The organism is Clostridium sp. AF34-10BH (assembly GCF_003478095.1).
In the GTDB taxonomy this organism is placed as follows: Bacteria; Bacillota; Clostridia; order Lachnospirales; family Lachnospiraceae; genus Acetatifactor; species Acetatifactor acetigignens.
Genome location: NZ_QUEC01000004.1, coordinates 107,993 through 131,375, shown reverse-complemented (window position 1 = coordinate 131,375; position 23,383 = coordinate 107,993). Strand labels below are relative to the sequence as shown.

The following is a 23,383-nucleotide window of genomic DNA, read 5'->3' as shown; positions in this document are numbered from 1 at the left end:
GCTTTTGTATTGGCAATGATTGCTGAGTGTTAATTTCGGCAGTCTTTTGCCTGGCATTCGCGATTGTATCATCTATAGAGCCTTCTGAAGTAATTGATATCATTATTTGTATTTATCATAACACAATCCCATCCTTTCTAGCGTTTTGCAAAAAGAAACTGTTTTGATTTTTCCAATTTGACTCTGAATAGAATTTAGCATCGACTTCCGGGCATTCAGAATCAATTGGACTTATATTCCCCCGTAACGTAAACAAATCGCTCTTTAATTCGGTGTGATCATTAAACGAATCATCCATAATAAATAGCAAATCTACATCACTGGACCAATGAAAATCTCCTCTTGCACAGCTACCAAATAAAACAATATTTCTTATATATGGAAAAATCGGTGAAGCAGATGCTTTATTAACAGCGTATTCTAATGACTTTTGATGTCTTTCGCTCGGAATAACAAAATTCATAGAAAATCCTCCTATATATATTATGCTATTATAGGTCTTTTACTGCAAAATAATCTTCTCCAGCAATTTCTTCCGTTCATACTCTTCTCGTACAACATTCAGATCATGAGACTCTTTAATATTAAATCTTGCACGAAGGAAACGTTCCATATCTTTTTCCAGATTTTCTATAGTTTCTTTTGAAGTCGTCCCGGATTTTACGTTTAGATAAAATGTCCATTTACCGAGTGACTTACTTTCTCTTTTTCCGTTTTCGTCTTCTTTTAATTCACAGGTTATGTTGATTCCTGAAAGAATTGTTTCCTTGCATTCTGGAATCCACCGATAATCTGTAATCACTCGCATGGCGCCACAAAATAGATGATATAAAGCATCCCTTACTTCATTCCATCTATTGGGACAATTCACTTCTATTGTTCTCAAAAACCAATCGAATTCAAATTCCATATCTAATCTGGATCCGTGAGCATCCATTAATTTTAATCCATCAAACATAATTTTCTCCTCATAACAAAAGCTGGGATTTTTCCCAGCTTTTAATTTTTGACTATTGCTATTATATAGCAATTACTGCTGATTCTGCAAGCTTTCAGTAAGCTGCTTTCGAAAATTTTCCTCTTCTTTTTTGGCATTTTCTTCCTTGATTTTACGAGCTTCCATAAGTTTCCGAATACCAAGAAAATACTGATGCAATTCCTTGTAGCGCAAATATTTTTCCGGACTAATCTCTTCCAGGTTTTTCTCCATTTGAATTATTTGCTCTTCGCAGGCATCAGCCAGTAACTGGCAATCTTTATAACTGATAGGGAATGATCCTTCTTTACTGTCATAACATGTCATAATTATACCACCTTTCTGATATTAATATGATAGATTAAATTTAAAAACACTGTAAATTTCTGCACAAAATTCACCGTAAAATATCTTGATTTTGAGTATATTGGTTTTTATTTTGAATTCCTTTGTTTATACAAATAATATGGAAGAAAATATATGTATAAAAAATGATCCCCGGAGGGGAAAGTTCCGGGGATCTTCATCAAAGATAAAAGGGGAAATCAGATGTGTTCTTCATCTGATAATGCTATTATAACAGCTTTGAAAATTATTGCAAATTTCTGCACAGAAATTTTTACGTCCATGTTTTTAATGATTTATTGTTCTTTATCTGATTTTACCTCTTTGTAACAGGAGCTTTTTGTCGTACTTTATTTCAGTGAACTATCTTTAAAAAATCTTTTTGATTTTTAATCCATTTTTAGATACTTCGATATATGCATATCTACAAAATCCCAAAGAACTAATTCCGCCAATATTTTCGTTCATATTTTCATGAAGATGTCCATGAATATGATATTCTGGTTTTTTATCTAAAATATACTGAGTTATGCCTTCTAATCCACTATGCGAATTTTCTTCATTATTTGTTCTAGCTTTATCGTGAGTAAGAAAAATATCACAAGTTGGTAGTATTTTTGCTAATTCTATACTCTCTTCGTTAGTTAACATAGGTGCGTCAGAGTTCTTATATTTAAAGCTTCCGTGCATTCCTGTAAACGTAACTCCATTAAATTCTATCATCTTTCCTTCAAAATTTGGAATATCCATTTCTTCTAATTGTCCATCATAATCATGATTACCAAGAATTCCATAGATGAGAGCTTTATATTTTTTAGCTATTTCTTTTGCAACGAACATATCTCTTTCGCTCATATCACCTAATATAAAGACAATATCAATTTTATCTTCGATGTCAGAGAGAAAGTCTTCTATTTGTTCTTTTCTCATATGACAATGCGTATCTGTAATGATTAATATATGGAAAGCATTTTTGCAGTTAGGTATTGGCTTTTCCTGAATTAAGTCGTCACTATTTGCAGTGACAGCATCCTGTTTTGAAGATATTACTGTATTATTTTTGCTACTAATTAATTTTTGTAAAAAAGATAGCATATATATTTACTCCTTATATACGGTTCTGCTAATTATTATCGGTTAACAAAAAAATAAACGTCATAAACATCTGCATTTTGATGTGATGAGATTTTAAAATATGCCTCGCATATTTTTAAGTAGTCAACTCTCTTTTTGGGAGGAATTGCTATTTCATATCTCGGATAAATGTAACGATACCAAAACAGATCCAGACACCGGTTTTGTTCGTAATACTCCGTCCTGGGTTCAATAATTTGCAGAATTCCGCCTGATTTTAAATATCTGTGGAGACACTGAATCACCTTCGGTATATCAGCATGATGTAGTACGTTTTTAAGGCGAAATTCATCAACGGATCCTTCTTGCAATCCAATAATTTCGTTTGTCTCTGTATTGTATACATAATCTAAATAGGGACCTTGAGTAATATCACATGTTTTATATCCAGGATATGGATTATATCCGCTGCCAAAATCAATTTTAAGCATACTGCACTCCTACGCCAAGTCGTGGTTTCCTATATCATGGCAGTAATCTTCCCACACAGAATAGACTTTATGGGAATACCGTTCATCAGAATGACAATTCGGTGTAATGATAATATCTGTCTTTTCGTATCCGGCTTCTTCCGTATCTGCGGATGCGTTTTTATCTCCGTGATACCCAAACAACCCAAATTCTTTTCCCTTCCACTCAAACGTGAAGAAATTATGTCCATCACTACGTAATAATTTAGCGCCCATACCATAAAGCAGATCTTCATAGCTGTCTTTATAGTTTAAATTGTATCTGCCCATAAGATCTTCACATACAACCACGCCGATATCATCTGCTAAAATCATATCAACAAGTTCATATAACTTTTTTCCAGTAGACTCCCAAGATTTTGGAAGATTAATGCGTAAATTAGGCACGTACTTTTTTGCAATCAATATCTGTTCTCTTCTGGCTTTATACTGTTCTTTAGAAGATATAGAGATTGCCATTTCTTCCAGTCCATTTTCTACTAAAGCTTTTGTCAAATCTTCAGTTAACTTCGTACCGTTTGTTACCAGGCAAATTGTATTTACATATTTATGCACTACTTTGAAATAATCTACGATATTCGGTAAAAGTAAACTCTCTCCGCCCATAATGGTAGCTCTTTCCAACATACCTACCTTTTTCATAGTATCTTCCATTTTTTCAATATCTAATATCTTTTCTCGCTTTTCCGGCTGAAAGCAAAAATAACAGTTCTGATTACAATGAAAATTCGTGATAATTCGATACCGGAACACTCTATGATTATGTAACATATTTTTTCCTCCATAGAAAATGCCCCTGAGTGGGGCATTTCCTGTTAACGATTACTTATCCTCAGTAATAATGGCTAACTGGCCGCATGCAGCTTTTGCAGTAATTTCTGCTTCAGTCGCAATGGCAACTGCGTAATCATAACCTGCTGCCCTTAACTGATTTGCGATTTTCTCCATGAGTTTTTCCTCCTTTGCGTATTACATCAAATTTCTTTTCTCGATAATACCAGATCCCATATGATTTTTCTCAGAAATCTCGTTCTCGTTAATAGGACTTAATTTTATAAAGAAATATCTAGGATTAAAATATTTGGTCAAGATATTGATGTCAAAATCTTCATAGTCTACCAATGTCATATTGACAGTTGTTTTTAAATTACTATTTGTCCGAATCTGGCCCAGTTCTTCGATAGACATCAGATTACTGATAGGAATTAAATTGTGTCGTCTTTCCTCATCAAGACTATGTAAGCTTACTTGTAACGTAATATTGTCTTTAATCCAGCTAAAATCGCTTCCCTGTAATCCAACTGTAGAGATATAATGATGCGTTCCTGGATACTTTTCGTCAATCATCTGGATGGCCTTCTTAACTTCTTCTATATTTAGGAACGGCTCTCCCATTCTGGTGTAATTAATTTTATGTTCCCAAGCATCCTCAAATCGGTATTCAGGATTCTGTTTGATAACAAATTCTACCTGTGCAACAATCTCTTCGGCTGTTAAGCAACGCCATCTTTTAAGTTTTCCGGTTGCGCAGAACTTACAATGCACAGGACAGCCGCTCATACAACTAACACCAATCATCCAGCGATCGGTCCGGTCTCCAACTTCATATGTCTTCAGTGTGTTTTCATTGTTATTGATTGCGTCCTTTGTATAATTTGGTAAAAAAGTATCGGTGACTTCCAATGGATATCCATCCTCTGTTTCTAATGCATATACCTTTCCATTTGTAAAGGATCTGCTACGTAATTCTTTTAACATAAGCACCTCCGTTTGTTTTTCTACCATTAATATGACAGATAAAGAGACAAAAAGATCATTTCTAAAAATTATAAGCTATATGTTAAAAGGATAATATTATATCCCTTATATGATTGAAAGTGATAGAATTATGTTCCTTTAATTAATAAATTTAAAGGAATAGTATATTATCCCTTTATGCAACCGGCACAGATTATTGTCCCGTTTACATCGAAAGTACCAATATACTATCCCTTTTAGATAATAACAAAGAGGAACAGCTATCTGTCCCTCTTCGTTATTATAGGTAATATTTCATAAATTCGCTTAGCACGGGCACCCGTGACTTTAGTCGTGGGAGGAGTGCTGTTAAGCACAGCCCTGGGTGTCCATTACTCTCCTTTCACATAAATAGTATTGTCTCGGTTCCAGAAATCCGATCTTCCGGTAACTGAGACTACCTTTGTTTACTTTGCATCCGGACAGATTCCGCAAATCGAAGAATCCACTTTGCCTGCGTCCAAAAATGAAGTACTCTCTGCCTTTGTAAGCTACTTTATCGAACAGCCGGAAGCCTTTTACCAGATAGCCGGTCTGATTTCGTTTTCGGATACCACCTTTAAGGATAGTGTTCTTATGTATCTGGCGGTTATGGCAGCGAACCTTCTTCTGATAGAAAACTTCGTTGTTGGGTATTGCTTCCGGATGACCGCTGATGCACCTGGCATCTATGTAATGCTCCTTTGGCAGATGATGACGGATACGGGTATTCTTTGTGAGATACCCAAATGTCATACGTATCTCAATATCCTGTGGCTCATAAACTTCCTTCAGCTTGTTATAGAACGCCCATCGCATGATACCCATGAATGCAGCATCCTTGAATCTCATGCCACGATGGATGGCTTTCGGCAGCTGCACCGCACCTGAGTGATAACTCTTATGGCATGTCTCACATAAGGTGATCAGGTTATTGGGAGCATCGCCGCCAGTCTTTCGGCTCTCGATATGATGTACATTGAGCACCGGATCCTTGGATTTGCCTTTGCAGCACTGGCAGGTATGACCATCCCGGGATAATACATACTCCCGGACGTTCCAGAAATCGAGCTGCTCTCATTCTGAAGCCAGTTAAGCCAATATTCTTCTGTTCTTGATTCCATTTGATCCCATACGAGTCCAAAATCTCCACAGACAATAACGTAATCCTCTTTTGTCATTTTTGATTGTTCTGGAAACGCTTCTTTGGAAAATCTTGTGGGATCTCCATGAATATCTCCTGTAATATAGATCATTTTCGTTCCTCCATCATTTTTTGCATTGCTCTGATACTGCTATTTGTTCCGAATCGGATATTCCATGGTAGATACCCTGCAAATGCTTCTTTATCCAACATATCCATCGTGATTTCTTTAATTGTTATACCACTGATTGATTGAAATATATAGGCGGATGAATAAGGAAGATAACTTTTTGACCGTAAAATATATATATTGTAAAAAGGCAATTCTCTGCCATTTATTATTCTATTATTTCCACGCTCAGCTACAAAAACGGCACCGGCTTTTACTGTTATCTTTCCGTCATCACATGAATAAATATCGAAATCACTCGTGAGTTCATAAATATGCCCGTTTTCGAGATGTATCATGTATTACTCCTTTCGTAATATACTGAAGGACGGCAGTTATCTGCCGCCCAATGTATTAATATAACTTAGTTCCAAATCCAACTATGTGAATCTACGATATCTTCAAATGATTTACTTTCAGCTCTATTTCCTTCGGCATTGTCATTAAATACTGGTTCAACTGTAACATAAAAAGTAACACCATTATGACGCACCAGCATTTTCCCTTGTTTTGGATTTGACATTGCAGCTTCGAACCCTTTTACATTATTCAATATTTCTGTCATTTTATTTGTTATTGCAATATTTCGTCTATCCATATCATTTCTCCTCACTTCACGTTAGAATGTCCATTTACTTATACATCTCATTCCACTCTTTTTCTGCAATTTTGCAGCCTTCAGTTAATGAATATCCTTCGTAATCTGCCAGATATTCAGCTCTACCTTACTCATCGTTAGTCCTCCTTCACTTCCCAGTCAACGATCCATTTTGCAGACATATAAGTCCGATCCGCTGCATTGAACCAAAATGGTCTTTTGAACTGATATGCTGGAGCATGTTTCAATAACTCTACCTCAACTCCATCTTTTCTCGTCCAAATGATTTTTGTTCCAATTGGTAACTTGGAAAGATTATGTGTTTTCTTTTTCTCATTTTCTTCCCAGCAATGTTTTCTCCAATTCAGAGCATACTCGGAATGCGTCTCGCTAAGAAGCTTTAAAATAGACTCCGGACAATCATAGTAGCCTGGGCCCATGTCTTCAGAAATGTCCTTGTAATAAAACATTCCATCTTTGACGGACGTAAGAAAAACATATCCCCGTACTTTTCCGTCATCTATCGGGACATAGATACTGTGTTCTTTTTCATCTTCACCTGCATATCGTACCATATCCTTTACGGCTGCATAATACACGCTGCCTTTTATTGAAGATTTCAATACCTGGAAGTTACCTCTATTGAGGCCTTCCATAAAATAAGCATCACATTCTGCTTTACGGTCTACTATTCCACCTTTTTTAAAGTGAGTTGGCTGATATCCTGTCCATCCCATATTATTTTCCTCCTGTTATCTGTTGATATAGTTAATATGACAGATAAAGGAGGATAAAAGAAAAAGAAGCCTTTTGACTTCTTTTTCTAACTTATAACATTGCAGCAAGATCATGTAAGCATTCACTGTCAATACAGGTGATTATTGCCTGAACGAAACGGGTATACACTTTACCATTGAAGGTGCATCCTCCAGGCCAACCGTCTACAAATTTTTCCTGTCCTACACATCTGTATTCAATTTTCTTTTCGTCCAGAAAATCTTTAACTTTCATGGCAGCGATATTAGGGAGCACGCATACCTGTGGTTCTTCTGTTTTGACAATTTCTATATTTAAGGTTTCCATTATTTTCCTCCTGATAGACCAATTATAAATTAAAAGTAGTGTTATTGCAAATTTCTGCATAAAATAAAAGAAAAGAAACCAAAAGGCTTCTTTCTTATCCACACATTCTCGGCCACAATTCATATGCCGGTGGCAAATCTGCGTAAATTATTTTTCCATAATAAGGAGCTACTCTATATAGCCAATCGGGATTGTGCTTCTTCTGATTCTTTTCAGCTTCTTTTCTTTTCTGGAATAATCCGAGAGAATGCCATACATTATCTTTTTTGCCATATCTAGCATATAATTGATACTGCATATCTGCCTCCTATTCGACATCGAATCCGCCATGGCAGAATCCATATTCATCAGAAAGCCAATCAGACAATTGATCTAACATTTCATCTCTACTATATTCTCCGTCAACTTCGAAATTTTTCTTTTCTAGAAAATATTCCGGAACATCGATTTCTTGAGGAAGAGTTGCAAAAACTTCTTCATCACCATCAGTATCCCATTTGATATTAGTAATTTTCATAACCGTTCTCCTTACATATATTATTATACAACTGTGCTTTCTTTGAATGCTTTTTCAAGTGTCTCAGCTATTTCTTTTTCATAAAGGCCACAGCAACATCCCATATCCATAATGCACCTTTCAAAAAAATCCTTGAATTTGTCGGTTTCATAATCGTATTTTATTACATCAGGAATATCAATAATTACTTTCATATTTTTCTCCTTATAAAAAATTTTTTAACCATTCATCAGTCTTCAGGCAATCAGCAAAGGTTATATTAATAAGATTCAGAGAACTTGCGATCATAAACAACCAGTATTTTGCTTCATTGCTGCCATCATCGGCAAGAAGTCTGGCTAATTCTTTGATAACTGGTGTTAATTCTCCTTCGTCCATACAGGCAAGAAAATCCGTATAATAATCATAAGCGTTCTGCTTAACCTCTTTTTGAGAATACGCACCCTTCCAGTGTTTATTTCCATATTCAGCTATGTCATAAAAATCCGAAAATTCCATATAATTTCCTCCTATTATCTGTTTGATATAGTTAATATGACAGATAAAGGAATATAAAAGAAAAAGAAGCCAAGAGACTTCTTTTAATTTTCGTTATATGGCTCACAATTGCTTTTCCAGGCAGTTTTTACCTTGGAAATCTTCCTGATAAAGTCCAGGACTAACAGGGATCCAATTGTTTATGTTTTTCAATATTTTTTCTCCTTATCTCTTATGGACATTAATATTTTTCCAAGATTATTTTGTCCTACTCCATTACATTTGCCCCAAAAATAATCTCCCCAGTTATTTTCCTCTACTATTTCGCCGCGAATATTCAATAGTTTATGCAAAAGTTCAGGATTTTGAAATTTGATATTAAGAATAATTTTCATAATATCAAGTTTAACAATATCCCAATCGGTTCTAAGAGGTAGTTTTCTTCCGAGCTTTTTTGCTTCATAACCATTTAAATTGCAAAACATATCAGCATTAACTGGGGACTTACAAGCTTGATAAGCCGATTCTGCTGATAAAAAAGTATAGGATTTGTCATTTAAAATAAATGTAATCTTACAAGGATACATATTACTGAGAAAATAATATTCATTTCTAAATTGCATGTTTGATTACCTCCTTATTGTTCGATTTCACCCATAGTAATGAGTTTTGTAAAAATCTGCTGTAGCACCGGAACACAAATTGAATTACCGGCCAGATGACAGATCTGAGCTTCTGTTAATCCCACTCTCTTCATAGCAGCATAATCACGGTCTTTAAAACCCATGAGCCGCCAACATTCTTTTGCAGTCAACATCCGAAGACATCCATTTACATATACAGCCTGTCTAGGTGCTGTTGTAAGTGTTTTTGCAACACCTTTTCCTACTCTACCGCGTCTTGTTTTGGAATTAGGAAAAGCTACATTGATGCAATCTCCATCTTCCACGAGCTTATATCCAATTTTTGTAGCTTCCTTTACATATAGTTTTCCATTATTCGTAAAGAAAAGCTGTTTTTCTGCATCAGAGAGCTGGTAATCAGCTGGATTCACTGTTTTATCAAGGAAATCCCGTAGATGAAATTTAAGGGGTATTTCATCCGGAAATTCAAATTCATTTCCAGATAATAAGCTCACGACATATAACCGTTCTCTTGCCTGTGGAATCCCGTATTTACTTGCATCAAGAATAGCATATGTGCTTTTATATCCCATAGCTTCCATTGTTTCGATATAATGGTCCAAATGGTGTTTATGAGATACCTTTTTACCCTGAGAAGCCAGATTCGGGACATTTTCCCAGATGACTACCGGAGGTCTCTTATGTAATCCCTTTTCGATAATTTCAAGTGTCCGGTTATAAAGGATAGAGCGACCGGTATTAATGTCATTTTTACCTTCTTTTGTAAAGTCCTGGCAAGGAGATCCATGAATTAGAATATCAACATCCATATTCCAGTTTATGATATTCTGCGGTTTATAGCTAATATCAAAAATATTGTTATAAGCTAATACGGCATAAGGAAGAATCTCAACATAATCGATGGATTTGATGTTCAGCCCACATAATTCCAACGCTCTACGTGGAGCTCCTACACCTCCAAATAATTCCAAAATGTTCGTTGTTTCTTTCATATTATTTCCTCCATTTATCTTTTTGATGTAATTAATATGACAGATGAAACAAGACAAAATAAAAAGAAGCCAAAAGGCTTCTTTTTATTAGAAAACGTAGATATCAGATTTAAGGACGAAAAACGGGCGTACAGCCATAATGGAACTGCATAATGTATAGTTAGGTAAATCATTGTCATCAATATACAGAACAGTTTTATAACTGCAGCCAGAAAGAATCGTTGCGGGAGTCAATAAATAGTAAATATTTTCACAATCGCCAATGTCCTTATGGTACTTCATGTAGTCTAAAAGACTCATAATACTTACCTTGTCTCTACATTTACCATAATCATCGTATCCATCAAGAGATATCAGGTCTCTAGTGAATTCAACGATATTATCTTCTCCGAATTGTGCTGCAAGCTCCTTAAAATATTCTTTGTTTAAATATTCTCGAATATTACTATCACGCCAATCATTTGTATCTCCAAAATATAGTCTGTGATCAAAAAGACCCTTTCTTACAACTGCTGCAGTCCCATTCTCAAACTGTTGGCATACAATGTATTCAATTCCATTTCCATCTTTGAATGTTTCCCCTGCATTTAGCTCAGAAAGTTTTCTATCACCTTTGATACCAGAATTATTTTCAATACCTTTAACATTTCTGGCTACCAGAGTGCATCTCCATGTAAACATAACCACCTTTGTATTCATACCAATGTCATTACACTCATTGGATATATGAATTGCTTCTTCTTTACTATATGTTCGAAAAGCTCGATCAATTTCTCCAGTATAGGAGTTTTCATGATTATTTAGGTTTCCTTTTACAAACATTTCTTCTTTTTCATCCATTACATAGTATAAATTTCTTGTTTTGCTTGTATTCATTATATTATTCCTCTCATTCATCTACACCAAGCCCACAGCAGTTTCTACACATTTCATCTTCGTATCCAGTGTAAGTATCTGTATAAGGACAATGGTATCGTGTTTCCATTTTACCGGTTTCTTCATTATACTCTTCAATAGGTTCGTCACATGGTGTCCACATTATTATTTCCCTCTTATGGTTTCTCCATTTTTAATACCAACTTTCGCAGGTGAAATTTCCGTCAACCAATTCATTTGTCTCTAAACAAAATCCTTCATAAGTAGAACAAGGATTATACATTTTGCAATCATCACAGCGTTTACACTTTCGCTTTGAATTGTTCACAATATGATACATATTCTGTTCTACGTACTTCTCTTTGATTCCCTCCCATTGCTCTTGCGTTACATTCAAATAAGCATTTACAATCATTTCCTCTTACCTCTAATCTAAAAGAAATGCAATTTTTATATACACCAGTATTCTTCTCCATCCATTGCTCGCTTCACTTCATCAATGGATAAATCATATAAGTCTGCAACAAAATCTATTGCACTATCCATACATTGCAAGGATGTAAACTTCTGTCTACACCTTAGACAACTGATTGCCTGTAGTAGACTCCTTTCTGTATGCAATAATTCCTGCTGTTTTGCTTCAGCATATTTTTCATAATTGTTTTTACTCATTTCTCTTCACTACTTTCCTAAGAAATCTTAGTTTCAATGGCTATTTTTTATTTCGTAAATCCAATTTTCAAAATCCTCTTAATTATCAATTACATTTTTCAAAACTCTTTCAATTGTTGCCTTATCATACACATCTGAATGTCCATTTGGACAATTAGGCAGTTCATTGATAGCAGCAATACATTTTTCAATTAGTTCTTTTGTAAATTCTCTTCGTTCTCTTTTTGACATAATATTACCTCCAATCTTCTAAAGAAATGCGAATTTTGTCTGCCTCTATATCTTCATCTCATAGATTATTACGTTACCTCTTATTCAGCCATTTCTTTCCGCAACTCTCTGATAATATTAATTACGGTTGTTGTTTCCAATAATGGACACTCGGCAATTACATCAGGTGTATGATTTAACACCTTGTCTTCCAGCTTATCACAAAATGCTCTGATATTTGCTTTACCCATTTCTTCAAACATATTATTCACTTTAATTTCCTCTTTTCTTTTTGATTTATAATTTTTGATGTAAAACCACACCTTTTATTGTGGATAGTGATTACTCTCCGTCCCATCCACTATCGTCATAGGGGTTACTAAAAGATCCGTATCTATTATTCTGGTACCCAGCCCTGTAATAAGGGCAATCTGTACATTCTTTATGTTTACACTCAACTTCGGTATTATATGCCCATATGCAACCATTATTTGTTCTCATTTTTATTTTCCTTTCTTATATTTATTTAATAATATTGAAGTTACATCTATGCCGAATTCCTATAATGCCTCCGTCGAGTACAATTTTGTAATATCTATCATTGATGAGGTCAATGACATCGTATCTCTTGCCTCTCGTCATACCAGCTGCTGTAAATTTAGCTTCTATAATCATACTTTTATTTTCCTCCATTCAGCAATTAATCATACTTCTCTTATGTACACTTGAGTAGAATCATAAATGAAGTAACAGTCACCGTCATTATCAAAATCCATAGGACAGCTAATAACATTTCCATTTTCCTCTTTAATCATAATAGTCATATTATCAAAGTCCTGCTGTCCTACAGTAACGATCTTACCGTTTATGTTTTTCTTCATAGCAAAAGCATTATTCCAATTCATATTATTTATCCTCCAAAATAAATTCTCCTATTTTCTTATGTTATTTATAATATGACAGAAAATAGCAAAAAAAAATTCTCCGGATAAAAATATCCGGAGATTGTATCAAAGATAAAAGATGGAAGAAACAAATGATTAACTCATTTGATATTCTTATTATAACAAATGGTTCTATAGATGCAAATTTCTGCATAGAAATTCTTACAACAGCGTATCATATTTTTTAATAAACTGTCTTAACTCTTTTTCCACCGCTTCAATCATTTCTTTTTCTGTTTTAGGGAAGTTTTTCAGATACTGAAGTCCAACCGGCGGAATTCCATTTGGCATCGGTTTATCATGAATAAACTCCAAAGTAATTCCGATTCGACTCACGTTAATTTCAGCTTTAAATTTTCCAATTGAGTATACGCCAACAACAAAACGTTGAGGAAAATCGTTAGCAAAATTGGAATCCTGTGCAATTTCTTTTAATCCTTTTTGCAAATTAATGACATAATTATAATCAGTGTATCTTCGTTCAAAGGAAACTGGAACAGAAATAACGTCTTCCACAAAATCCAACATTTCAGAAAATGTTTGAGCCTTAAAATCCAAAATCTCACCGTTATCAATATCAACTAATCGATACTGGGATTTTCGACGCCCCCAGCGCATGTATGACTGTTCACAAATAACAGCCTTAGTACTTAGTATTGATTCGCTGTATGGCGTCCTTCTAATAATATAAAACACTTCTCCAGGTCTACTAGGTAAATTATTCATGAAACGCTCCTATTCTGCTTCAGCTATTTCTCTTAGTTGTATGGCTTCTTTTTGTATATTTATTGCATAGTTGCTATAGTTTCCGGCTTCATATCGTTTCCGGGCCGTCTCTGAAGGCATATTGTAATACATAAGCACTTCGGTCATATCTCTTTTTGTGGATATAAGCTCAGCAAGATAATCAGCAGCAACTATTATATTTTGATAAGGATCATATAAATCATCACATTCAAGTCTTTCCATTCTTGATTTATGTGAATATTCATTGATCTGACATAACCCTAAACAATGTCCGTTTGATACATCAGGAAGAAAAGCAGATTCCTTTTTAATAAGACATAGCATCAGATAAGGATCAAGCTCATAATCCTGACATATCTGCAGAAAGTTTAACTGAAAATCTTCATCCGCAAATAAACTTCTGGCTTCTTTTGGAAGTTGATCTAATGCTTTTTGAAATCTCCGCAGTTCTTTTTCCTGTGTATTTTCCAATACGTTGATTATAATATCTTCCTGCATGGAATTATGATATTCAATACATTTTACTGTTTTTTGTTCAGAATGATCTGCCGAACATGATAAAGTAGAGTTAACGGCAGATGTAGTTAAAAGGTTACATAAAAGGAAACATGTACCTTTAAGTGCGGTATACATCATTGACGTTATTCTCCTTTATAATAAAGTATTACTTCTGTCCCGGCATCTACCTCGGTATTGGATGAAGGGTCCTGCGCTACTACACTTCCAATTTCAAAAAAATCAGAATATTCAATATATCCTTCATACGGAAGAATACCTCCTATTTTCAATCCGGCTTCACTGATATCAATAATTGCATCATCAATATTTTCTCCCACTACTCCTGGAATATATATTTTATTATTTATGTCTTTCTCCGACTCTTCGAAGTACTCTGCACTGCTGACTTTAATTAATATGGGAATAGAAACATCTACTTCTTCTCCTTCTGGTATATTCTGTTCAAGAACCTGACCGGGATGCTGTTCGTCGTCAATCCATTCAATATCGTAAAAAGTGATACCATTGTTTACCAGCTCATAAGTTGCATCATCTATTTTCATTCCAATGACGTTTGGCATAATATTTTTTTCTTCTTGTTGTTCCGTTTCAGAAATATTATCTGCAAAATCGTTGCCTGAGATATCATTACCGGAAATATCATTTCCGGATACATCCAGTATATCTGTTGTATCTGATAGTGCTTTATTATTTGAAAAATGTATGATAGAAAAAACAATTATTAAAATAATAACAAGTGTAATTATAAGATAAATAATTTTTGAGTATTTAAATTTATTAATCATAAAAAATCTCCTTTTCTGTTACAATACTTCCGTTTTTAACTAAATCCATGATTTTTTTCACATAATATCCGTTTAAATTTAAGTCACTCATCTCTTTATTTAGTTCATTAAAGTCTGTTATTGGGTGATTATATGATCGTTGTGATGTTAATGCATCTAATACATCCAGAACAGATAAAACTTTACAAAAATTTGGAATCTGGTCACCCATTAAACCTAGTGGATATCCGGATCCATCTTCCCGTTCATGATGAAGAAGAACACACATATGTATATCCAATGGGAAATCTGTCACAAAACTAATTCCATCACTTGTATGCGAATTTATAATGAGTTTTTCTACATTAGATAGTTTCTCTGGTTTATTAATGATATCCAAAGGTACTTTGAGTTTTCCGATATCATGTAAAGCACAACCCATTATAAATATTTCTGGATCCGTATTTATGAGATCGGTCGTTTTGGTGAGAACGGCAGCATTTTTAGCTACTCTCATACTGTGAGTGTATGTGGTAAAATCATATTGTTTTAATAAATCAAGAAGTCTTGTGTAATTTTGGTAATTCCGATAGGTTTCGATCATAAACTCCTTTCCAGAGGTTTTCCTCATAGTTAAAGAGTTAAGATCGAAACCCTTTATTTATTGTTCCATAATTATTATGACAGATATTTTTGGATTACTCATAGATGGTTTTAGTCTGCAAATGCGAAAATATAAACATTTATGTTAAGAACCGGTCCAATCCATAACTACTATTGTCGAAATACAATTATTTCATCATTTTTATCATGAATGTATTGTAACCCTTCTCCGACTCCTAACCCCTTTTGCATACAACTCATAACTTGATCATTTATATTGAATAATTGTTGAATTATATCCCTGCCAGCTGCTCTTTGATTAAAACTGATTAAGAAAGAGGTATTACAAAGTATTATTCTTCCTAATTGAAAGTTACATAGCTTTTCAATATCATCAATGACACAAGTAGAAATACAACCCCATTTTCTTCCGCGTTTGTAAATTTTTGCAAAGGTATCTGACAATACATTATTTTGTAATATTAAATATATATTATCAAAATAGATCCAAGTTCGTTTTTGTTGATTCTTCTTATATGTTATTTTTTGCCAAATATCTATCAAACAAAGCATAATATAAAATGATGCGTTACAGGACGGTGTGTTATATAGTTTATATGCAATAATTCTTTTTTTAGGATTATATATGATGTCATCCAAAACTTTGTTTGTCTGAATTTCAAATAAATATGGCATCATATCAACATAGTATTTTAAATGTAGTCCAACATTCCGCATATTATGATCAGTTTCTGCAATAAGCATTTCATAGAAATTTTGAAACGATGGATTTTCAAAATTTTTGTATAATTTCTTTAAGATGTTATAAATGCTTTTTATTTCAATAGAACCTAATTCCTGGTCCATCGCGATGCAGCATAAACCTATAATATCATCAAACGTATAAACTTCATGTTCTAAATTATTATTTATGTAATTTGGTGTATATAATGGATCCATGTGTGTATTTGGAGATAAGAAATCAATTATTGTTCCATTATTTTTCTTTACCAGTTCCTCATAGTCTCCATTCATATCTAAAATGATCACATCATCTTCTGTATTTTGAAGTATTTGTTCAATTTCTTTTATTGCAAAGGTACTTTTTCCAGTTCCAGAAGTTCCAGTAATTAAACTATTCGAATAAGCAGATTGCCTTCTGTCATAGTAAATAGGTTTTCCAGTGTGAATATTCATCCCGTAATAAAAAATATCTTTTTTCATTTTATGTTCTCCTTTAATTTTTTGTTTAAGGTACCATCTAATTACCATCTATGTTCTTTATCTTTATTATGACAGATTTGTGATTAAATGAATTTTTCTGCACAAAAATCCCACGGCATGAATAAACCGTGGGATTATAGCTACATATTATTCTTCAGAAAGTTTATCTGTATCGGTTTCCGTTGATGTGTTTGATAAGGTGGTTACTTCTGTATAATCATCCTTAAGATCAGATGTTTTTACATTAGAGTCCTTCTTTTTTAATGCACCCTTCAATGCTTCGGTCGGATCAATCCCGGTAGATTCCTTAATACCATCAGATACCTGTGTAATCGTAGTCATGATGTCACCGGCTAACTGACTGGTATTTCCACCAAACATCTTAATAGAGTCAACATTGGTGTAGCCCTTTGCCACTGCCTCTGCAATCTTAGGCAGCTGTTCGAAGTATACTTTCAAAGTATCCAGCTCCATCTGCTGTCTTGCAGCATCGCCGTACTGTTTCATAGCTTCCGCTTTCTTCAGAATACCGGCTGCCTCTGCCTCTGCTTTTGCCTGAATGGCTTCTGCTTCCGCCTTACCTTTGGCTGCAACGGCTGATGCCTCTGCCAGGCCTGCTGCCTTGACTGCCTCTGCCGCCTGCTCCTTGGCGAATCTTTCTGCCTCGGATTTTGCCTTTTCTGCCTCTGCCTGTCTCTGGATTTCGAAGAGTTCGGCCTCCGCTCTCTTCTGTCTCTCATACTGCTCGGCATCTGCCTTCTGCTGTGCTGCGTATTTGTTTGCTTCTGCGGTCTTCTTGACCTCAGCTTCCAGAGCTTTCTCCTTGATGGATACTTCTCTTTCCTTTAACTCCAGTTCCTTCTCCTGACGGGCCAGATTTGCATTTGCTGTGGTGATCTCCACGGTCTTACGTTGTTCCTCTTCCTGGATCTTGTAAGCGGCATCTGCCTCAGCCTTCTTAATATCAGACTCTTTCTTCAGCTCTGCTTTCTTAATAGCCAGTTCGGTCTGCTTCTGGGCAATCTCGGTCTCTGCGATGACCTGTGCATCATTGGCATCCTTCTGTGCCTGTGCTCTGGCGATGGCCACATCTCTGTCTGCCTGTGCCTTTGCAACGGAAGCATCCTTCTGGATCTGGGACATGTTATCCTGTCCTAAAGCAGTGATCAGGTTGTTCTCATCCTCGATCTTCTGAATGTTACAGGACTCGATCCAGATACCAAGGGCATTCATATCCTTCTGCGCCTTTGCCTGTACCTCATCACCGAAAGTCTTACGGTCATTACACAATTCCTTCAGGCACTGGGTACCGATGATCTCACGCATGTTACCCTGTAAGGAATCGGTCAGTGCATCGCGGATCTGCTGTTCCTTCATATTTAAGAAGTTCTTCATCGCTGCCTGTACCATTTCATGGGTAACTCTCTTATTTGGATCACAACCAGGCATAATATTTCCATTTTTATCTACTGTAATATCTTTTGCAGTCAAAACTCTTACCTTTGCTACGGCATCAATATCTACACCGATGAAATCCTTTGTGGGAATATATCCGTTTGTCTTAATATCGATACTGATCTGTCTTAGCATCAATTCATCCTTTTTCTCTAAAAAGGGAATCTTAATACCAGCACGACCAATAAGTACCTTGGGTTCCTTTTTTAAACCCGAAATAATGTATGCCTTATCAGGAGATGCCTTTACATAACCAGACATCAAAATGCCAAGTACTACTACAACAGCTACTACTGCTACAATAACTCCAATGTTAATTCCATTCATTTTAATTTTCTCCTTTTGTATTTTTGTATTACCCCAATAGCGTTCTATATCCTCTGGGGGAATTTCTTTCATATATTTCTGTGCTTCTTTAGAGTTGCATTTTTTTGTTTTGATTCGTAATCTATATTTTTCTTTTTCATTTTCTTTCTCCTATCAATATCCTGCCGGAGGAATCACATCAAATTCCCATATAGGCTTGTTGTATAAAAAGAATGTGACGCTCATAAGGATGAGAAAAAATCCAAACACCAACTGAATTGTGAAATCCGGGTCATGACAATGTTTTATTGCGTATACGATTCTCCAAGCTCCTATAATACAAATAATAGGAGCGGAAATATGAAACAAAGTTACCATAGAATACCTCTTCTTAATTTGCAAATAAATCTGCTACATTCGGAGTTCCTGATGCTGAACTGGTTGTTTCAAAATAGAATCTTTTTTCTACCCCACTCATATTTGCAATGAGATTCATAGGGAAGGAACGAATCTTCTTATTTAAAGAACTTACCGCATCATTATAATCTTTTCTTGCTACGGCAATTCGATTTTCTGTACCTGCAAGATCTGTCATCAACTGACTATATTCTTCACTTGCCTTTAATTCCGGATATGCTTCTACTGCAATATTGAATTCCTTCATAGCCGACTGGTAAGCGGAATCTGCAGCAGCTTCCTCTCCTAAAGACCCATCCCCACGCAGAGAAACAACGCTTTCCAATGTAGATGCTTCATAATCGGAGTACTGCTTTACTACGGCTACCAACTGTGGAATCAGATCATATCTACGCTGTAACTGATTTTCCACCTGTGCCCATTTTTCATTTACATTTTCATCTGCACGCTGTAAAGAGTTATAAGAGCCTCCAAACAAAAGCACAATTGCACAGATTACTACAACTAATACTACCCATCCTTTGTTTTTCATATGTTTTCTCCTTTTTTATTTAATGCAATGTAAAATTATTGTTCCAGATATGATTGTGCAAATAAATAGACACACAGCAAACATCTGGATTTTATTAACTTTTTTGTTTTTTATTTGTTCAATAAGCGGTAATCCATATACAATGGTCATTACGATTGATAATATAATTACTGCTATAAGTGATATGTTTATCAAATTCATTTGTTGATCTCCTGGTTTCGTTTACTCATATTGTCCAATATATATAGTTACTGGACATCCTCTGGCACCATAACTTTCAATAATTTTTTCCTTGCTCAAATCAATTTTAATGACATCACTTCTATGTGGGAATCCTCTGTCTTCTCCTTTTGCATACAGATATCCATCTACTATCGTGGCGCCAATCATTGGAATCTGTTGTTCGTCAAAATATGGTTCAGCCAGCCTTTTTGCTAAATCATACACATTTTCTTTATTCACTTTTCTCTTGAAAAATAATTTTAGTGTTTTCATTTACCAACCTCCCGAAGCGCCACCGCCTCCAAAACTTCCGCCGCCGAATGAACCACTCGAACTGGAACTGCTTCTATAGCCGCTTGAATAATAACGGCCTGATGATAGGGAACCCGAACCACCATCAACGAATGCTGAAATCACACATAATACAACAATAAATACGATGACAACAATCATTCCTACCAGTAGGTCGTCATCATCTGTGCCTGTCTCTACAACATAGTTTTCATCCTGCGAAATAGTATATTCACCAGAATCGTTTAAGATTTCCACAGTTTTTGTGACAGCGGCTAAGAGTCCGTCGGCATAGTTTTCATTCTTAAAATACGAAGTCATGCAGTCAATAATCCTTTTTGCCTGCGAATCAGGGATTACGCCCTCCAGACCATAACCTACTTCCATTCGGAATTCTCTGTCTGCCAGGGCTACATAGATAAGTAATCCTGTGTTATCCTCTTTATTACCGATGCCCAATTTTCTACCGGCTTCCAAAGATGCTTCTTCGACAGTTTTGCCGTCTAGTGATGGTGCTAAATATACGACATATTCGATATCGGTTTGTTTATAAATCTGATATAATGCACTTTCGATTGTCTGTTCTTCTTCTTTTGTCAGCATATCCGCATTGTCAATCACCAACATATCCGATGTGGGAGCTGCCATTACCACAGATCCCAACATCAATGTTGTCATGATGATCAACGCAAAACTCAGACTAATAAAAGACAATACTCTGCGTTTTTTTGTTCTCATGCTTCCTCCTACTTTACGATAAACTCGTCACTTTAGTTTCTCCTTTTATATGTGTATTTTTAATAGGGCTATTTGTTGTCGGTAACCACTATAGATGATGTTGGAACCATCATTGCAACAGAGCTTAACATCAGTGTTACCATAATAATTAGTGTTAATGAAAGACTTATTATAGAAATAAAATTACGTATTCTTAGTTTCCCATATAATTCTCCTTTCTTGATTTTCTTTTGATTTGCGTATTGGCTTGATCCTTAAGACCTTTGGAAATTCCAAAAACAGTAACCAATTTGTCTTCGGAAAATATCCAAACTTTTTCCGCATATATTCGAATATTTCCTGCATCGGGATTAGTGAAATACAGCTTATCCATATATCTTTTTAGCTGCCCATTTGCTTCATTCCTTTTTAATCCTTTTTCTAAAGCAATAGCAGCTAATCGATCACCGCTATCTTTTCCCAGTCCACAACGTTCTTTAATCCGTGTTTTAGCATGATTAGAAGTTTTCATAGGCGACTTTTAAACGATAAAATCTTTTAAAGCAGCTACAACGGCATCGGGATCAGAAGAATGGATTGTCAGGTTTAAAGGTTTAGACAAATCCAGGCTGAAGATACCCATAATACTCCTTGCATCCACAATATAATGGCCGGTCCCAAGATCAAATTCTCCTTCCAACGGGAATAATTTGGAATTGAAATCTTTTACCATTTCTACGCTTGATAGTTTTACTAATACTTTTTTCATTATTTTTCCTCCTGAATGTTATTTGCTATCTTTAATATGACAGATTTTATGGATTTTAGATTTTTCTGCACAAAAAAATTCATGTTTCCATGAATTTTTTAAATATTGCAATTTAACTTTCAGTTCAATTCGTCGTTGATTTCCATCGCAACCTTGAGTAATCCTGTCTCGTCGATAGATTGTCCGTTGATTATCGTTCCAATTTCCTCTTCGCTGAAAACTTCTTCTACATCAGCACAATTTATTTCTATTATTTCTCCATTATTTTGTTTTATCGAGAATGTATTTTTGTTTGAGTCTACTTCGTGCAGCGTACCTATAAAACACTTTCCATTTCTCAAAACTTTACACTTTTGTCCAATATAAATTGTATAATTAAAGTCATTATCTGAGCAATAATTAATAAAGCTTTCTCCGTTTATGAAGAATGTATTTACGCTTCTGACCATATATTCTGTTTCTCCTTAAATCGTTAGTTTAAATTATTAATATCAGTATATTTTACCCAGATATATCTATCTACGGGAGTTATCTTATTCGGTGCATAACCAGTGATTCTAAGCTTTATTTTTTTGTCCCCGTCATTATAATCAACGACTTGCGCTTTAATTTCTACAATATCTCCAATCTGGATTTTATTAATCGGTTTTATAAAAAGTCGAACCATTCCTGTTCCTTTTTTACCTATGACAAAATTGTCATTTTTTTTATTGAAATTCAGTCCGCTTTGAAACATAGATGTTACGTCTCGCTTTGGAACTTCGTATTTATCTGCAATTTCTGCAATTTTATCTCGTTCCAATTCCGTAACAGTTTTACCTCTTTTCCACATAATATTGTCTCCTCCGCTAAATGTTAATCAAAATCATCATCGAAAGTGCATCTCATAACTCTTTCTGATCCGCATTTTGGACAGCGCATAATGTCCCAATCCCCGCCATCGCAAAATACGCAGAAAGAATAATTATGATCGCATTCATCTGGCTTATTTCTGTATTTACCTTTCATTAAAGGATATTCTTCATGTGCTTTCTTTAATGCCTTTTTATAATCCTCTTTATTACTCTTGATATCCATGCATACCTCCGCTAAATCCCAAGTTACCACCTTTTAAATCTTGGCTGATAATATCTGACTTCTTCATTTTTTACTTTCATGTATTCTCCTAATTTATTTGTCTTACCAAATTTGCATAGTATCTACCTATACCACGCCCATTGTCAAATTTCTGATATTTATGAAACTTAATCGGATTAGCTTTAATCAATTTAAGTACATCATCAGGAAAATTATTTTTATTGGCAATTTCTATCATCTTTTCATTCGCAAATTTTTCTGTGCATGAACCGAAAGGACTACCAATAGAATTCACTCCCCATGATTTTTCTATAATATTGATAATTTCTGTAATGTCTGACATTTTCACTGCCTCCATTCTCCCAAAGAAACTCCTAAGTTACATACTTAATTCCTCACTGCATTCAGGTACTCTTTGCATTTCCGATACACTTCCGGATCAAATTCTTTCCGCTCATTTTCATATGCACTGTAATCTGCCGAACTGCAACCACCGATCTGCGCCATTCTAAACATGGTTACTTTCGCATCTCTCCGTAGTGCCGCAATATATCCAGCATACATGCCCTTATCACCGTTGGCAAGCTGTACTCTCGATCTTTCTTGCACTTCCTTTGACGCAGATATTTCCTTTATTTGCTTTATTTCGCATTTTTTGTTATGACAGTCGTAAAGGCAACCGTGGCTTCCATTCTCTCCATCAAAAAAGCCTG

42 protein-coding genes are annotated in these 23,383 nt (G+C 35.1%); all 42 read right to left on the bottom strand.

The window, feature by feature from the left end; genetic code table 11:
• Positions 1-115: 115 nt before the first annotated feature.
• Entirely contained in the window at positions 116-463 is a 348-nt protein-coding gene (locus tag DWZ61_RS05270) for a nucleotidyltransferase domain-containing protein (RefSeq protein ID WP_118537690.1), read from the bottom strand.
• Between the two features lie 39 nt (positions 464-502).
• Positions 503-958, bottom strand: coding sequence for a hypothetical protein (locus DWZ61_RS05265; protein ID WP_118537689.1), 456 nt, complete (start codon positions 956-958; stop codon positions 503-505).
• A gap of 72 nt (positions 959-1,030) precedes the next feature.
• Complete coding sequence (locus DWZ61_RS05260) at positions 1,031-1,303, bottom strand: hypothetical protein (protein WP_147354683.1); 273 nt, start codon at positions 1,301-1,303, stop codon at positions 1,031-1,033.
• 387 nt (positions 1,304-1,690) lie between these two features.
• Entirely contained in the window at positions 1,691-2,416 is a 726-nt protein-coding gene (locus DWZ61_RS05255) for a metallophosphoesterase (RefSeq protein WP_118537687.1), read from the bottom strand.
• 35 nt (positions 2,417-2,451) lie between these two features.
• Entirely contained in the window at positions 2,452-2,886 is a 435-nt protein-coding gene (locus tag DWZ61_RS05250) for a hypothetical protein (RefSeq protein ID WP_118537686.1), read from the bottom strand.
• 9 nt (positions 2,887-2,895) lie between these two features.
• Complete coding sequence (locus DWZ61_RS05245; RefSeq protein ID WP_118537685.1) at positions 2,896-3,696, bottom strand: radical SAM protein; 801 nt, start codon at positions 3,694-3,696, stop codon at positions 2,896-2,898.
• Between the two features lie 51 nt (positions 3,697-3,747).
• Positions 3,748-3,873 (bottom strand): hypothetical protein, encoded by a 126-nt coding sequence (locus DWZ61_RS20365; protein ID WP_279220476.1) that lies wholly within the window; start codon positions 3,871-3,873, stop codon positions 3,748-3,750.
• Between the two features lie 21 nt (positions 3,874-3,894).
• The gene (locus tag DWZ61_RS05240) at positions 3,895-4,683 is read right to left on the bottom strand and encodes a radical SAM protein (RefSeq protein WP_118537684.1); all 789 of its coding nucleotides are present in this window, start codon (positions 4,681-4,683) and stop codon (positions 3,895-3,897) included.
• A gap of 348 nt (positions 4,684-5,031) precedes the next feature.
• Positions 5,032-5,688: an HNH endonuclease gene (locus tag DWZ61_RS05235; protein WP_118537683.1), complete on the bottom strand. Its 657-nt coding sequence runs from the start codon at positions 5,686-5,688 to the stop codon at positions 5,032-5,034.
• Positions 5,628-5,957, bottom strand: coding sequence for a metallophosphoesterase family protein (locus tag DWZ61_RS19490; RefSeq protein WP_147354682.1), 330 nt, complete (start codon positions 5,955-5,957; stop codon positions 5,628-5,630). Before DWZ61_RS19490 ends, DWZ61_RS05235 begins: the two co-directional genes overlap by 61 nt.
• The gene (locus DWZ61_RS05230; protein ID WP_118537682.1) at positions 5,954-6,313 is read right to left on the bottom strand and encodes a hypothetical protein; all 360 of its coding nucleotides are present in this window, start codon (positions 6,311-6,313) and stop codon (positions 5,954-5,956) included. Before DWZ61_RS05230 ends, DWZ61_RS19490 begins: the two co-directional genes overlap by 4 nt.
• 65 nt (positions 6,314-6,378) lie before the next feature.
• Positions 6,379-6,612 (bottom strand): hypothetical protein, encoded by a 234-nt coding sequence (locus DWZ61_RS05225; protein ID WP_118537681.1) that lies wholly within the window; start codon positions 6,610-6,612, stop codon positions 6,379-6,381.
• Between the two features lie 137 nt (positions 6,613-6,749).
• On the bottom strand, positions 6,750-7,349 hold the full coding sequence (locus DWZ61_RS05220; RefSeq protein WP_118537680.1) for a hypothetical protein: 600 nt from the start codon (positions 7,347-7,349) through the stop codon (positions 6,750-6,752).
• A 91-nt stretch (positions 7,350-7,440) separates the two neighbouring features.
• Entirely contained in the window at positions 7,441-7,695 is a 255-nt protein-coding gene (locus DWZ61_RS05215; RefSeq protein ID WP_118537679.1) for a hypothetical protein, read from the bottom strand.
• A 94-nt stretch (positions 7,696-7,789) separates the two neighbouring features.
• Positions 7,790-7,993: a hypothetical protein gene (locus tag DWZ61_RS19485; protein WP_147354681.1), complete on the bottom strand. Its 204-nt coding sequence runs from the start codon at positions 7,991-7,993 to the stop codon at positions 7,790-7,792.
• A gap of 9 nt (positions 7,994-8,002) precedes the next feature.
• Positions 8,003-8,212, bottom strand: a complete 210-nt coding sequence (locus DWZ61_RS05210; protein ID WP_118537678.1) for a hypothetical protein — start codon at positions 8,210-8,212, stop codon at positions 8,003-8,005.
• A gap of 23 nt (positions 8,213-8,235) precedes the next feature.
• Positions 8,236-8,406, bottom strand: coding sequence for a hypothetical protein (locus tag DWZ61_RS19660; RefSeq protein ID WP_182427012.1), 171 nt, complete (start codon positions 8,404-8,406; stop codon positions 8,236-8,238).
• Positions 8,407-8,416: 10 nt separating this feature from the next.
• Positions 8,417-8,710 (bottom strand): hypothetical protein, encoded by a 294-nt coding sequence (locus DWZ61_RS05205; RefSeq protein WP_118537677.1) that lies wholly within the window; start codon positions 8,708-8,710, stop codon positions 8,417-8,419.
• A gap of 188 nt (positions 8,711-8,898) precedes the next feature.
• On the bottom strand, positions 8,899-9,312 hold the full coding sequence (locus DWZ61_RS05200; RefSeq protein WP_118537676.1) for an NADAR family protein: 414 nt from the start codon (positions 9,310-9,312) through the stop codon (positions 8,899-8,901).
• Between the two features lie 14 nt (positions 9,313-9,326).
• Complete coding sequence (locus tag DWZ61_RS05195; RefSeq protein WP_118537675.1) at positions 9,327-10,325, bottom strand: DNA cytosine methyltransferase; 999 nt, start codon at positions 10,323-10,325, stop codon at positions 9,327-9,329.
• An 87-nt stretch (positions 10,326-10,412) separates the two neighbouring features.
• A complete protein-coding gene (locus tag DWZ61_RS05190; RefSeq protein WP_118537674.1) occupies positions 10,413-11,201 on the bottom strand; it encodes a hypothetical protein in 789 nt (262 codons plus the stop codon).
• A gap of 13 nt (positions 11,202-11,214) precedes the next feature.
• Positions 11,215-11,364, bottom strand: coding sequence for a hypothetical protein (locus tag DWZ61_RS19655; protein ID WP_182427011.1), 150 nt, complete (start codon positions 11,362-11,364; stop codon positions 11,215-11,217).
• 287 nt (positions 11,365-11,651) lie between these two features.
• A complete protein-coding gene (locus DWZ61_RS05180) occupies positions 11,652-11,873 on the bottom strand; it encodes a hypothetical protein (protein WP_118537672.1) in 222 nt (73 codons plus the stop codon).
• A 78-nt stretch (positions 11,874-11,951) separates the two neighbouring features.
• Entirely contained in the window at positions 11,952-12,104 is a 153-nt protein-coding gene (locus DWZ61_RS19650) for a hypothetical protein (RefSeq protein WP_182427010.1), read from the bottom strand.
• A gap of 80 nt (positions 12,105-12,184) precedes the next feature.
• Positions 12,185-12,355: a hypothetical protein gene (locus tag DWZ61_RS19645; protein WP_182427009.1), complete on the bottom strand. Its 171-nt coding sequence runs from the start codon at positions 12,353-12,355 to the stop codon at positions 12,185-12,187.
• 432 nt (positions 12,356-12,787) lie between these two features.
• Entirely contained in the window at positions 12,788-12,988 is a 201-nt protein-coding gene (locus DWZ61_RS05170; protein ID WP_118537670.1) for a hypothetical protein, read from the bottom strand.
• A gap of 201 nt (positions 12,989-13,189) precedes the next feature.
• The gene (locus tag DWZ61_RS05165) at positions 13,190-13,753 is read right to left on the bottom strand and encodes a hypothetical protein (protein WP_118537669.1); all 564 of its coding nucleotides are present in this window, start codon (positions 13,751-13,753) and stop codon (positions 13,190-13,192) included.
• Between the two features lie 9 nt (positions 13,754-13,762).
• Complete coding sequence (locus DWZ61_RS05160; protein ID WP_118537668.1) at positions 13,763-14,410, bottom strand: transglycosylase SLT domain-containing protein; 648 nt, start codon at positions 14,408-14,410, stop codon at positions 13,763-13,765.
• Between the two features lie 5 nt (positions 14,411-14,415).
• Positions 14,416-15,078, bottom strand: a complete 663-nt coding sequence (locus DWZ61_RS05155) for a PASTA domain-containing protein (protein ID WP_118537667.1) — start codon at positions 15,076-15,078, stop codon at positions 14,416-14,418.
• Entirely contained in the window at positions 15,071-15,661 is a 591-nt protein-coding gene (locus DWZ61_RS05150; RefSeq protein ID WP_182427008.1) for an HD domain-containing phosphohydrolase, read from the bottom strand. The genes DWZ61_RS05155 and DWZ61_RS05150 overlap by 8 nt, the downstream gene beginning before the upstream one ends.
• A gap of 170 nt (positions 15,662-15,831) precedes the next feature.
• Positions 15,832-16,884, bottom strand: a complete 1,053-nt coding sequence (locus DWZ61_RS05145; RefSeq protein ID WP_182427004.1) for a DUF87 domain-containing protein — start codon at positions 16,882-16,884, stop codon at positions 15,832-15,834.
• Positions 16,885-17,031: 147 nt separating this feature from the next.
• The gene (locus DWZ61_RS05140) at positions 17,032-18,666 is read right to left on the bottom strand and encodes a flotillin family protein (RefSeq protein ID WP_182427000.1); all 1,635 of its coding nucleotides are present in this window, start codon (positions 18,664-18,666) and stop codon (positions 17,032-17,034) included.
• Between the two features lie 370 nt (positions 18,667-19,036).
• Positions 19,037-19,594 (bottom strand): LemA family protein, encoded by a 558-nt coding sequence (locus DWZ61_RS05130; RefSeq protein WP_118537662.1) that lies wholly within the window; start codon positions 19,592-19,594, stop codon positions 19,037-19,039.
• Positions 19,595-19,816: 222 nt separating this feature from the next.
• The gene (locus DWZ61_RS05120; protein WP_118537660.1) at positions 19,817-20,089 is read right to left on the bottom strand and encodes a hypothetical protein; all 273 of its coding nucleotides are present in this window, start codon (positions 20,087-20,089) and stop codon (positions 19,817-19,819) included.
• Positions 20,090-20,845: a TPM domain-containing protein gene (locus DWZ61_RS05115; RefSeq protein ID WP_118537659.1), complete on the bottom strand. Its 756-nt coding sequence runs from the start codon at positions 20,843-20,845 to the stop codon at positions 20,090-20,092.
• Between the two features lie 193 nt (positions 20,846-21,038).
• Positions 21,039-21,356: a hypothetical protein gene (locus tag DWZ61_RS05110; protein WP_118537658.1), complete on the bottom strand. Its 318-nt coding sequence runs from the start codon at positions 21,354-21,356 to the stop codon at positions 21,039-21,041.
• Between the two features lie 9 nt (positions 21,357-21,365).
• On the bottom strand, positions 21,366-21,593 hold the full coding sequence (locus DWZ61_RS05105) for an HPr family phosphocarrier protein (RefSeq protein WP_118537657.1): 228 nt from the start codon (positions 21,591-21,593) through the stop codon (positions 21,366-21,368).
• 119 nt (positions 21,594-21,712) lie between these two features.
• A complete protein-coding gene (locus DWZ61_RS05100) occupies positions 21,713-22,042 on the bottom strand; it encodes a hypothetical protein (protein ID WP_118537656.1) in 330 nt (109 codons plus the stop codon).
• Between the two features lie 23 nt (positions 22,043-22,065).
• Positions 22,066-22,425, bottom strand: coding sequence for a hypothetical protein (locus DWZ61_RS05095; RefSeq protein WP_118537655.1), 360 nt, complete (start codon positions 22,423-22,425; stop codon positions 22,066-22,068).
• A 23-nt stretch (positions 22,426-22,448) separates the two neighbouring features.
• Entirely contained in the window at positions 22,449-22,670 is a 222-nt protein-coding gene (locus tag DWZ61_RS05090; protein ID WP_118537654.1) for a hypothetical protein, read from the bottom strand.
• Positions 22,671-22,758: 88 nt separating this feature from the next.
• Positions 22,759-23,013 carry a hypothetical protein gene (locus tag DWZ61_RS05085; RefSeq protein WP_118537653.1) on the bottom strand — a complete coding sequence of 85 codons (255 nt, stop codon included), beginning with the start codon at positions 23,011-23,013 and terminating at the stop codon, positions 22,759-22,761.
• A gap of 44 nt (positions 23,014-23,057) precedes the next feature.
• Positions 23,058-23,279 carry a helix-turn-helix transcriptional regulator gene (locus tag DWZ61_RS19480; protein WP_147354680.1) on the bottom strand — a complete coding sequence of 74 codons (222 nt, stop codon included), beginning with the start codon at positions 23,277-23,279 and terminating at the stop codon, positions 23,058-23,060.
• Between the last annotated feature and the right edge of the window lie 104 nt (positions 23,280-23,383).

Coding starts and splice junctions, on each gene's coding strand:
- DWZ61_RS05270 (WP_118537690.1), bottom strand. CDS start 463: ATGAATTTTGTTATTCCGAGCGAAAGACATCAAAAGTCATTAGAATAC.
- DWZ61_RS05265 (WP_118537689.1), bottom strand. CDS start 958: ATGTTTGATGGATTAAAATTAATGGATGCTCACGGATCCAGATTAGAT.
- DWZ61_RS05260 (WP_147354683.1), bottom strand. CDS start 1,303: ATGACATGTTATGACAGTAAAGAAGGATCATTCCCTATCAGTTATAAA.
- DWZ61_RS05255 (WP_118537687.1), bottom strand. CDS start 2,416: ATGCTATCTTTTTTACAAAAATTAATTAGTAGCAAAAATAATACAGTA.
- DWZ61_RS05250 (WP_118537686.1), bottom strand. CDS start 2,886: ATGCTTAAAATTGATTTTGGCAGCGGATATAATCCATATCCTGGATAT.
- DWZ61_RS05245 (WP_118537685.1), bottom strand. CDS start 3,696: ATGTTACATAATCATAGAGTGTTCCGGTATCGAATTATCACGAATTTT.
- DWZ61_RS20365 (WP_279220476.1), bottom strand. CDS start 3,873: ATGGAGAAAATCGCAAATCAGTTAAGGGCAGCAGGTTATGATTACGCA.
- DWZ61_RS05240 (WP_118537684.1), bottom strand. CDS start 4,683: ATGTTAAAAGAATTACGTAGCAGATCCTTTACAAATGGAAAGGTATAT.
- DWZ61_RS19490 (WP_147354682.1), bottom strand. CDS start 5,957: ATGATCTATATTACAGGAGATATTCATGGAGATCCCACAAGATTTTCC.
- DWZ61_RS05230 (WP_118537682.1), bottom strand. CDS start 6,313: ATGATACATCTCGAAAACGGGCATATTTATGAACTCACGAGTGATTTC.
- DWZ61_RS05225 (WP_118537681.1), bottom strand. CDS start 6,612: ATGGATAGACGAAATATTGCAATAACAAATAAAATGACAGAAATATTG.
- DWZ61_RS05220 (WP_118537680.1), bottom strand. CDS start 7,349: ATGGGATGGACAGGATATCAGCCAACTCACTTTAAAAAAGGTGGAATA.
- DWZ61_RS05215 (WP_118537679.1), bottom strand. CDS start 7,695: ATGGAAACCTTAAATATAGAAATTGTCAAAACAGAAGAACCACAGGTA.
- DWZ61_RS19485 (WP_147354681.1), bottom strand. CDS start 7,993: ATGCAGTATCAATTATATGCTAGATATGGCAAAAAAGATAATGTATGG.
- DWZ61_RS05210 (WP_118537678.1), bottom strand. CDS start 8,212: ATGAAAATTACTAATATCAAATGGGATACTGATGGTGATGAAGAAGTT.
- DWZ61_RS19660 (WP_182427012.1), bottom strand. CDS start 8,406: ATGAAAGTAATTATTGATATTCCTGATGTAATAAAATACGATTATGAA.
- DWZ61_RS05205 (WP_118537677.1), bottom strand. CDS start 8,710: ATGGAATTTTCGGATTTTTATGACATAGCTGAATATGGAAATAAACAC.
- DWZ61_RS05200 (WP_118537676.1), bottom strand. CDS start 9,312: ATGCAATTTAGAAATGAATATTATTTTCTCAGTAATATGTATCCTTGT.
- DWZ61_RS05195 (WP_118537675.1), bottom strand. CDS start 10,325: ATGAAAGAAACAACGAACATTTTGGAATTATTTGGAGGTGTAGGAGCT.
- DWZ61_RS05190 (WP_118537674.1), bottom strand. CDS start 11,201: ATGAATACAAGCAAAACAAGAAATTTATACTATGTAATGGATGAAAAA.
- DWZ61_RS19655 (WP_182427011.1), bottom strand. CDS start 11,364: ATGTGGACACCATGTGACGAACCTATTGAAGAGTATAATGAAGAAACC.
- DWZ61_RS05180 (WP_118537672.1), bottom strand. CDS start 11,873: ATGAGTAAAAACAATTATGAAAAATATGCTGAAGCAAAACAGCAGGAA.
- DWZ61_RS19650 (WP_182427010.1), bottom strand. CDS start 12,104: ATGTCAAAAAGAGAACGAAGAGAATTTACAAAAGAACTAATTGAAAAA.
- DWZ61_RS05170 (WP_118537670.1), bottom strand. CDS start 12,988: ATGAATTGGAATAATGCTTTTGCTATGAAGAAAAACATAAACGGTAAG.
- DWZ61_RS05165 (WP_118537669.1), bottom strand. CDS start 13,753: ATGAATAATTTACCTAGTAGACCTGGAGAAGTGTTTTATATTATTAGA.
- DWZ61_RS05160 (WP_118537668.1), bottom strand. CDS start 14,410: ATGATGTATACCGCACTTAAAGGTACATGTTTCCTTTTATGTAACCTT.
- DWZ61_RS05155 (WP_118537667.1), bottom strand. CDS start 15,078: ATGATTAATAAATTTAAATACTCAAAAATTATTTATCTTATAATTACA.
- DWZ61_RS05150 (WP_182427008.1), bottom strand. CDS start 15,661: ATGATCGAAACCTATCGGAATTACCAAAATTACACAAGACTTCTTGAT.
- DWZ61_RS05145 (WP_182427004.1), bottom strand. CDS start 16,884: ATGAAAAAAGATATTTTTTATTACGGGATGAATATTCACACTGGAAAA.
- DWZ61_RS05140 (WP_182427000.1), bottom strand. CDS start 18,666: ATGAATGGAATTAACATTGGAGTTATTGTAGCAGTAGTAGCTGTTGTA.
- DWZ61_RS05130 (WP_118537662.1), bottom strand. CDS start 19,594: ATGAAAAACAAAGGATGGGTAGTATTAGTTGTAGTAATCTGTGCAATT.
- DWZ61_RS05120 (WP_118537660.1), bottom strand. CDS start 20,089: ATGAAAACACTAAAATTATTTTTCAAGAGAAAAGTGAATAAAGAAAAT.
- DWZ61_RS05115 (WP_118537659.1), bottom strand. CDS start 20,845: ATGAGAACAAAAAAACGCAGAGTATTGTCTTTTATTAGTCTGAGTTTT.
- DWZ61_RS05110 (WP_118537658.1), bottom strand. CDS start 21,356: ATGAAAACTTCTAATCATGCTAAAACACGGATTAAAGAACGTTGTGGA.
- DWZ61_RS05105 (WP_118537657.1), bottom strand. CDS start 21,593: ATGAAAAAAGTATTAGTAAAACTATCAAGCGTAGAAATGGTAAAAGAT.
- DWZ61_RS05100 (WP_118537656.1), bottom strand. CDS start 22,042: ATGGTCAGAAGCGTAAATACATTCTTCATAAACGGAGAAAGCTTTATT.
- DWZ61_RS05095 (WP_118537655.1), bottom strand. CDS start 22,425: ATGTGGAAAAGAGGTAAAACTGTTACGGAATTGGAACGAGATAAAATT.
- DWZ61_RS05090 (WP_118537654.1), bottom strand. CDS start 22,670: ATGGATATCAAGAGTAATAAAGAGGATTATAAAAAGGCATTAAAGAAA.
- DWZ61_RS05085 (WP_118537653.1), bottom strand. CDS start 23,013: ATGTCAGACATTACAGAAATTATCAATATTATAGAAAAATCATGGGGA.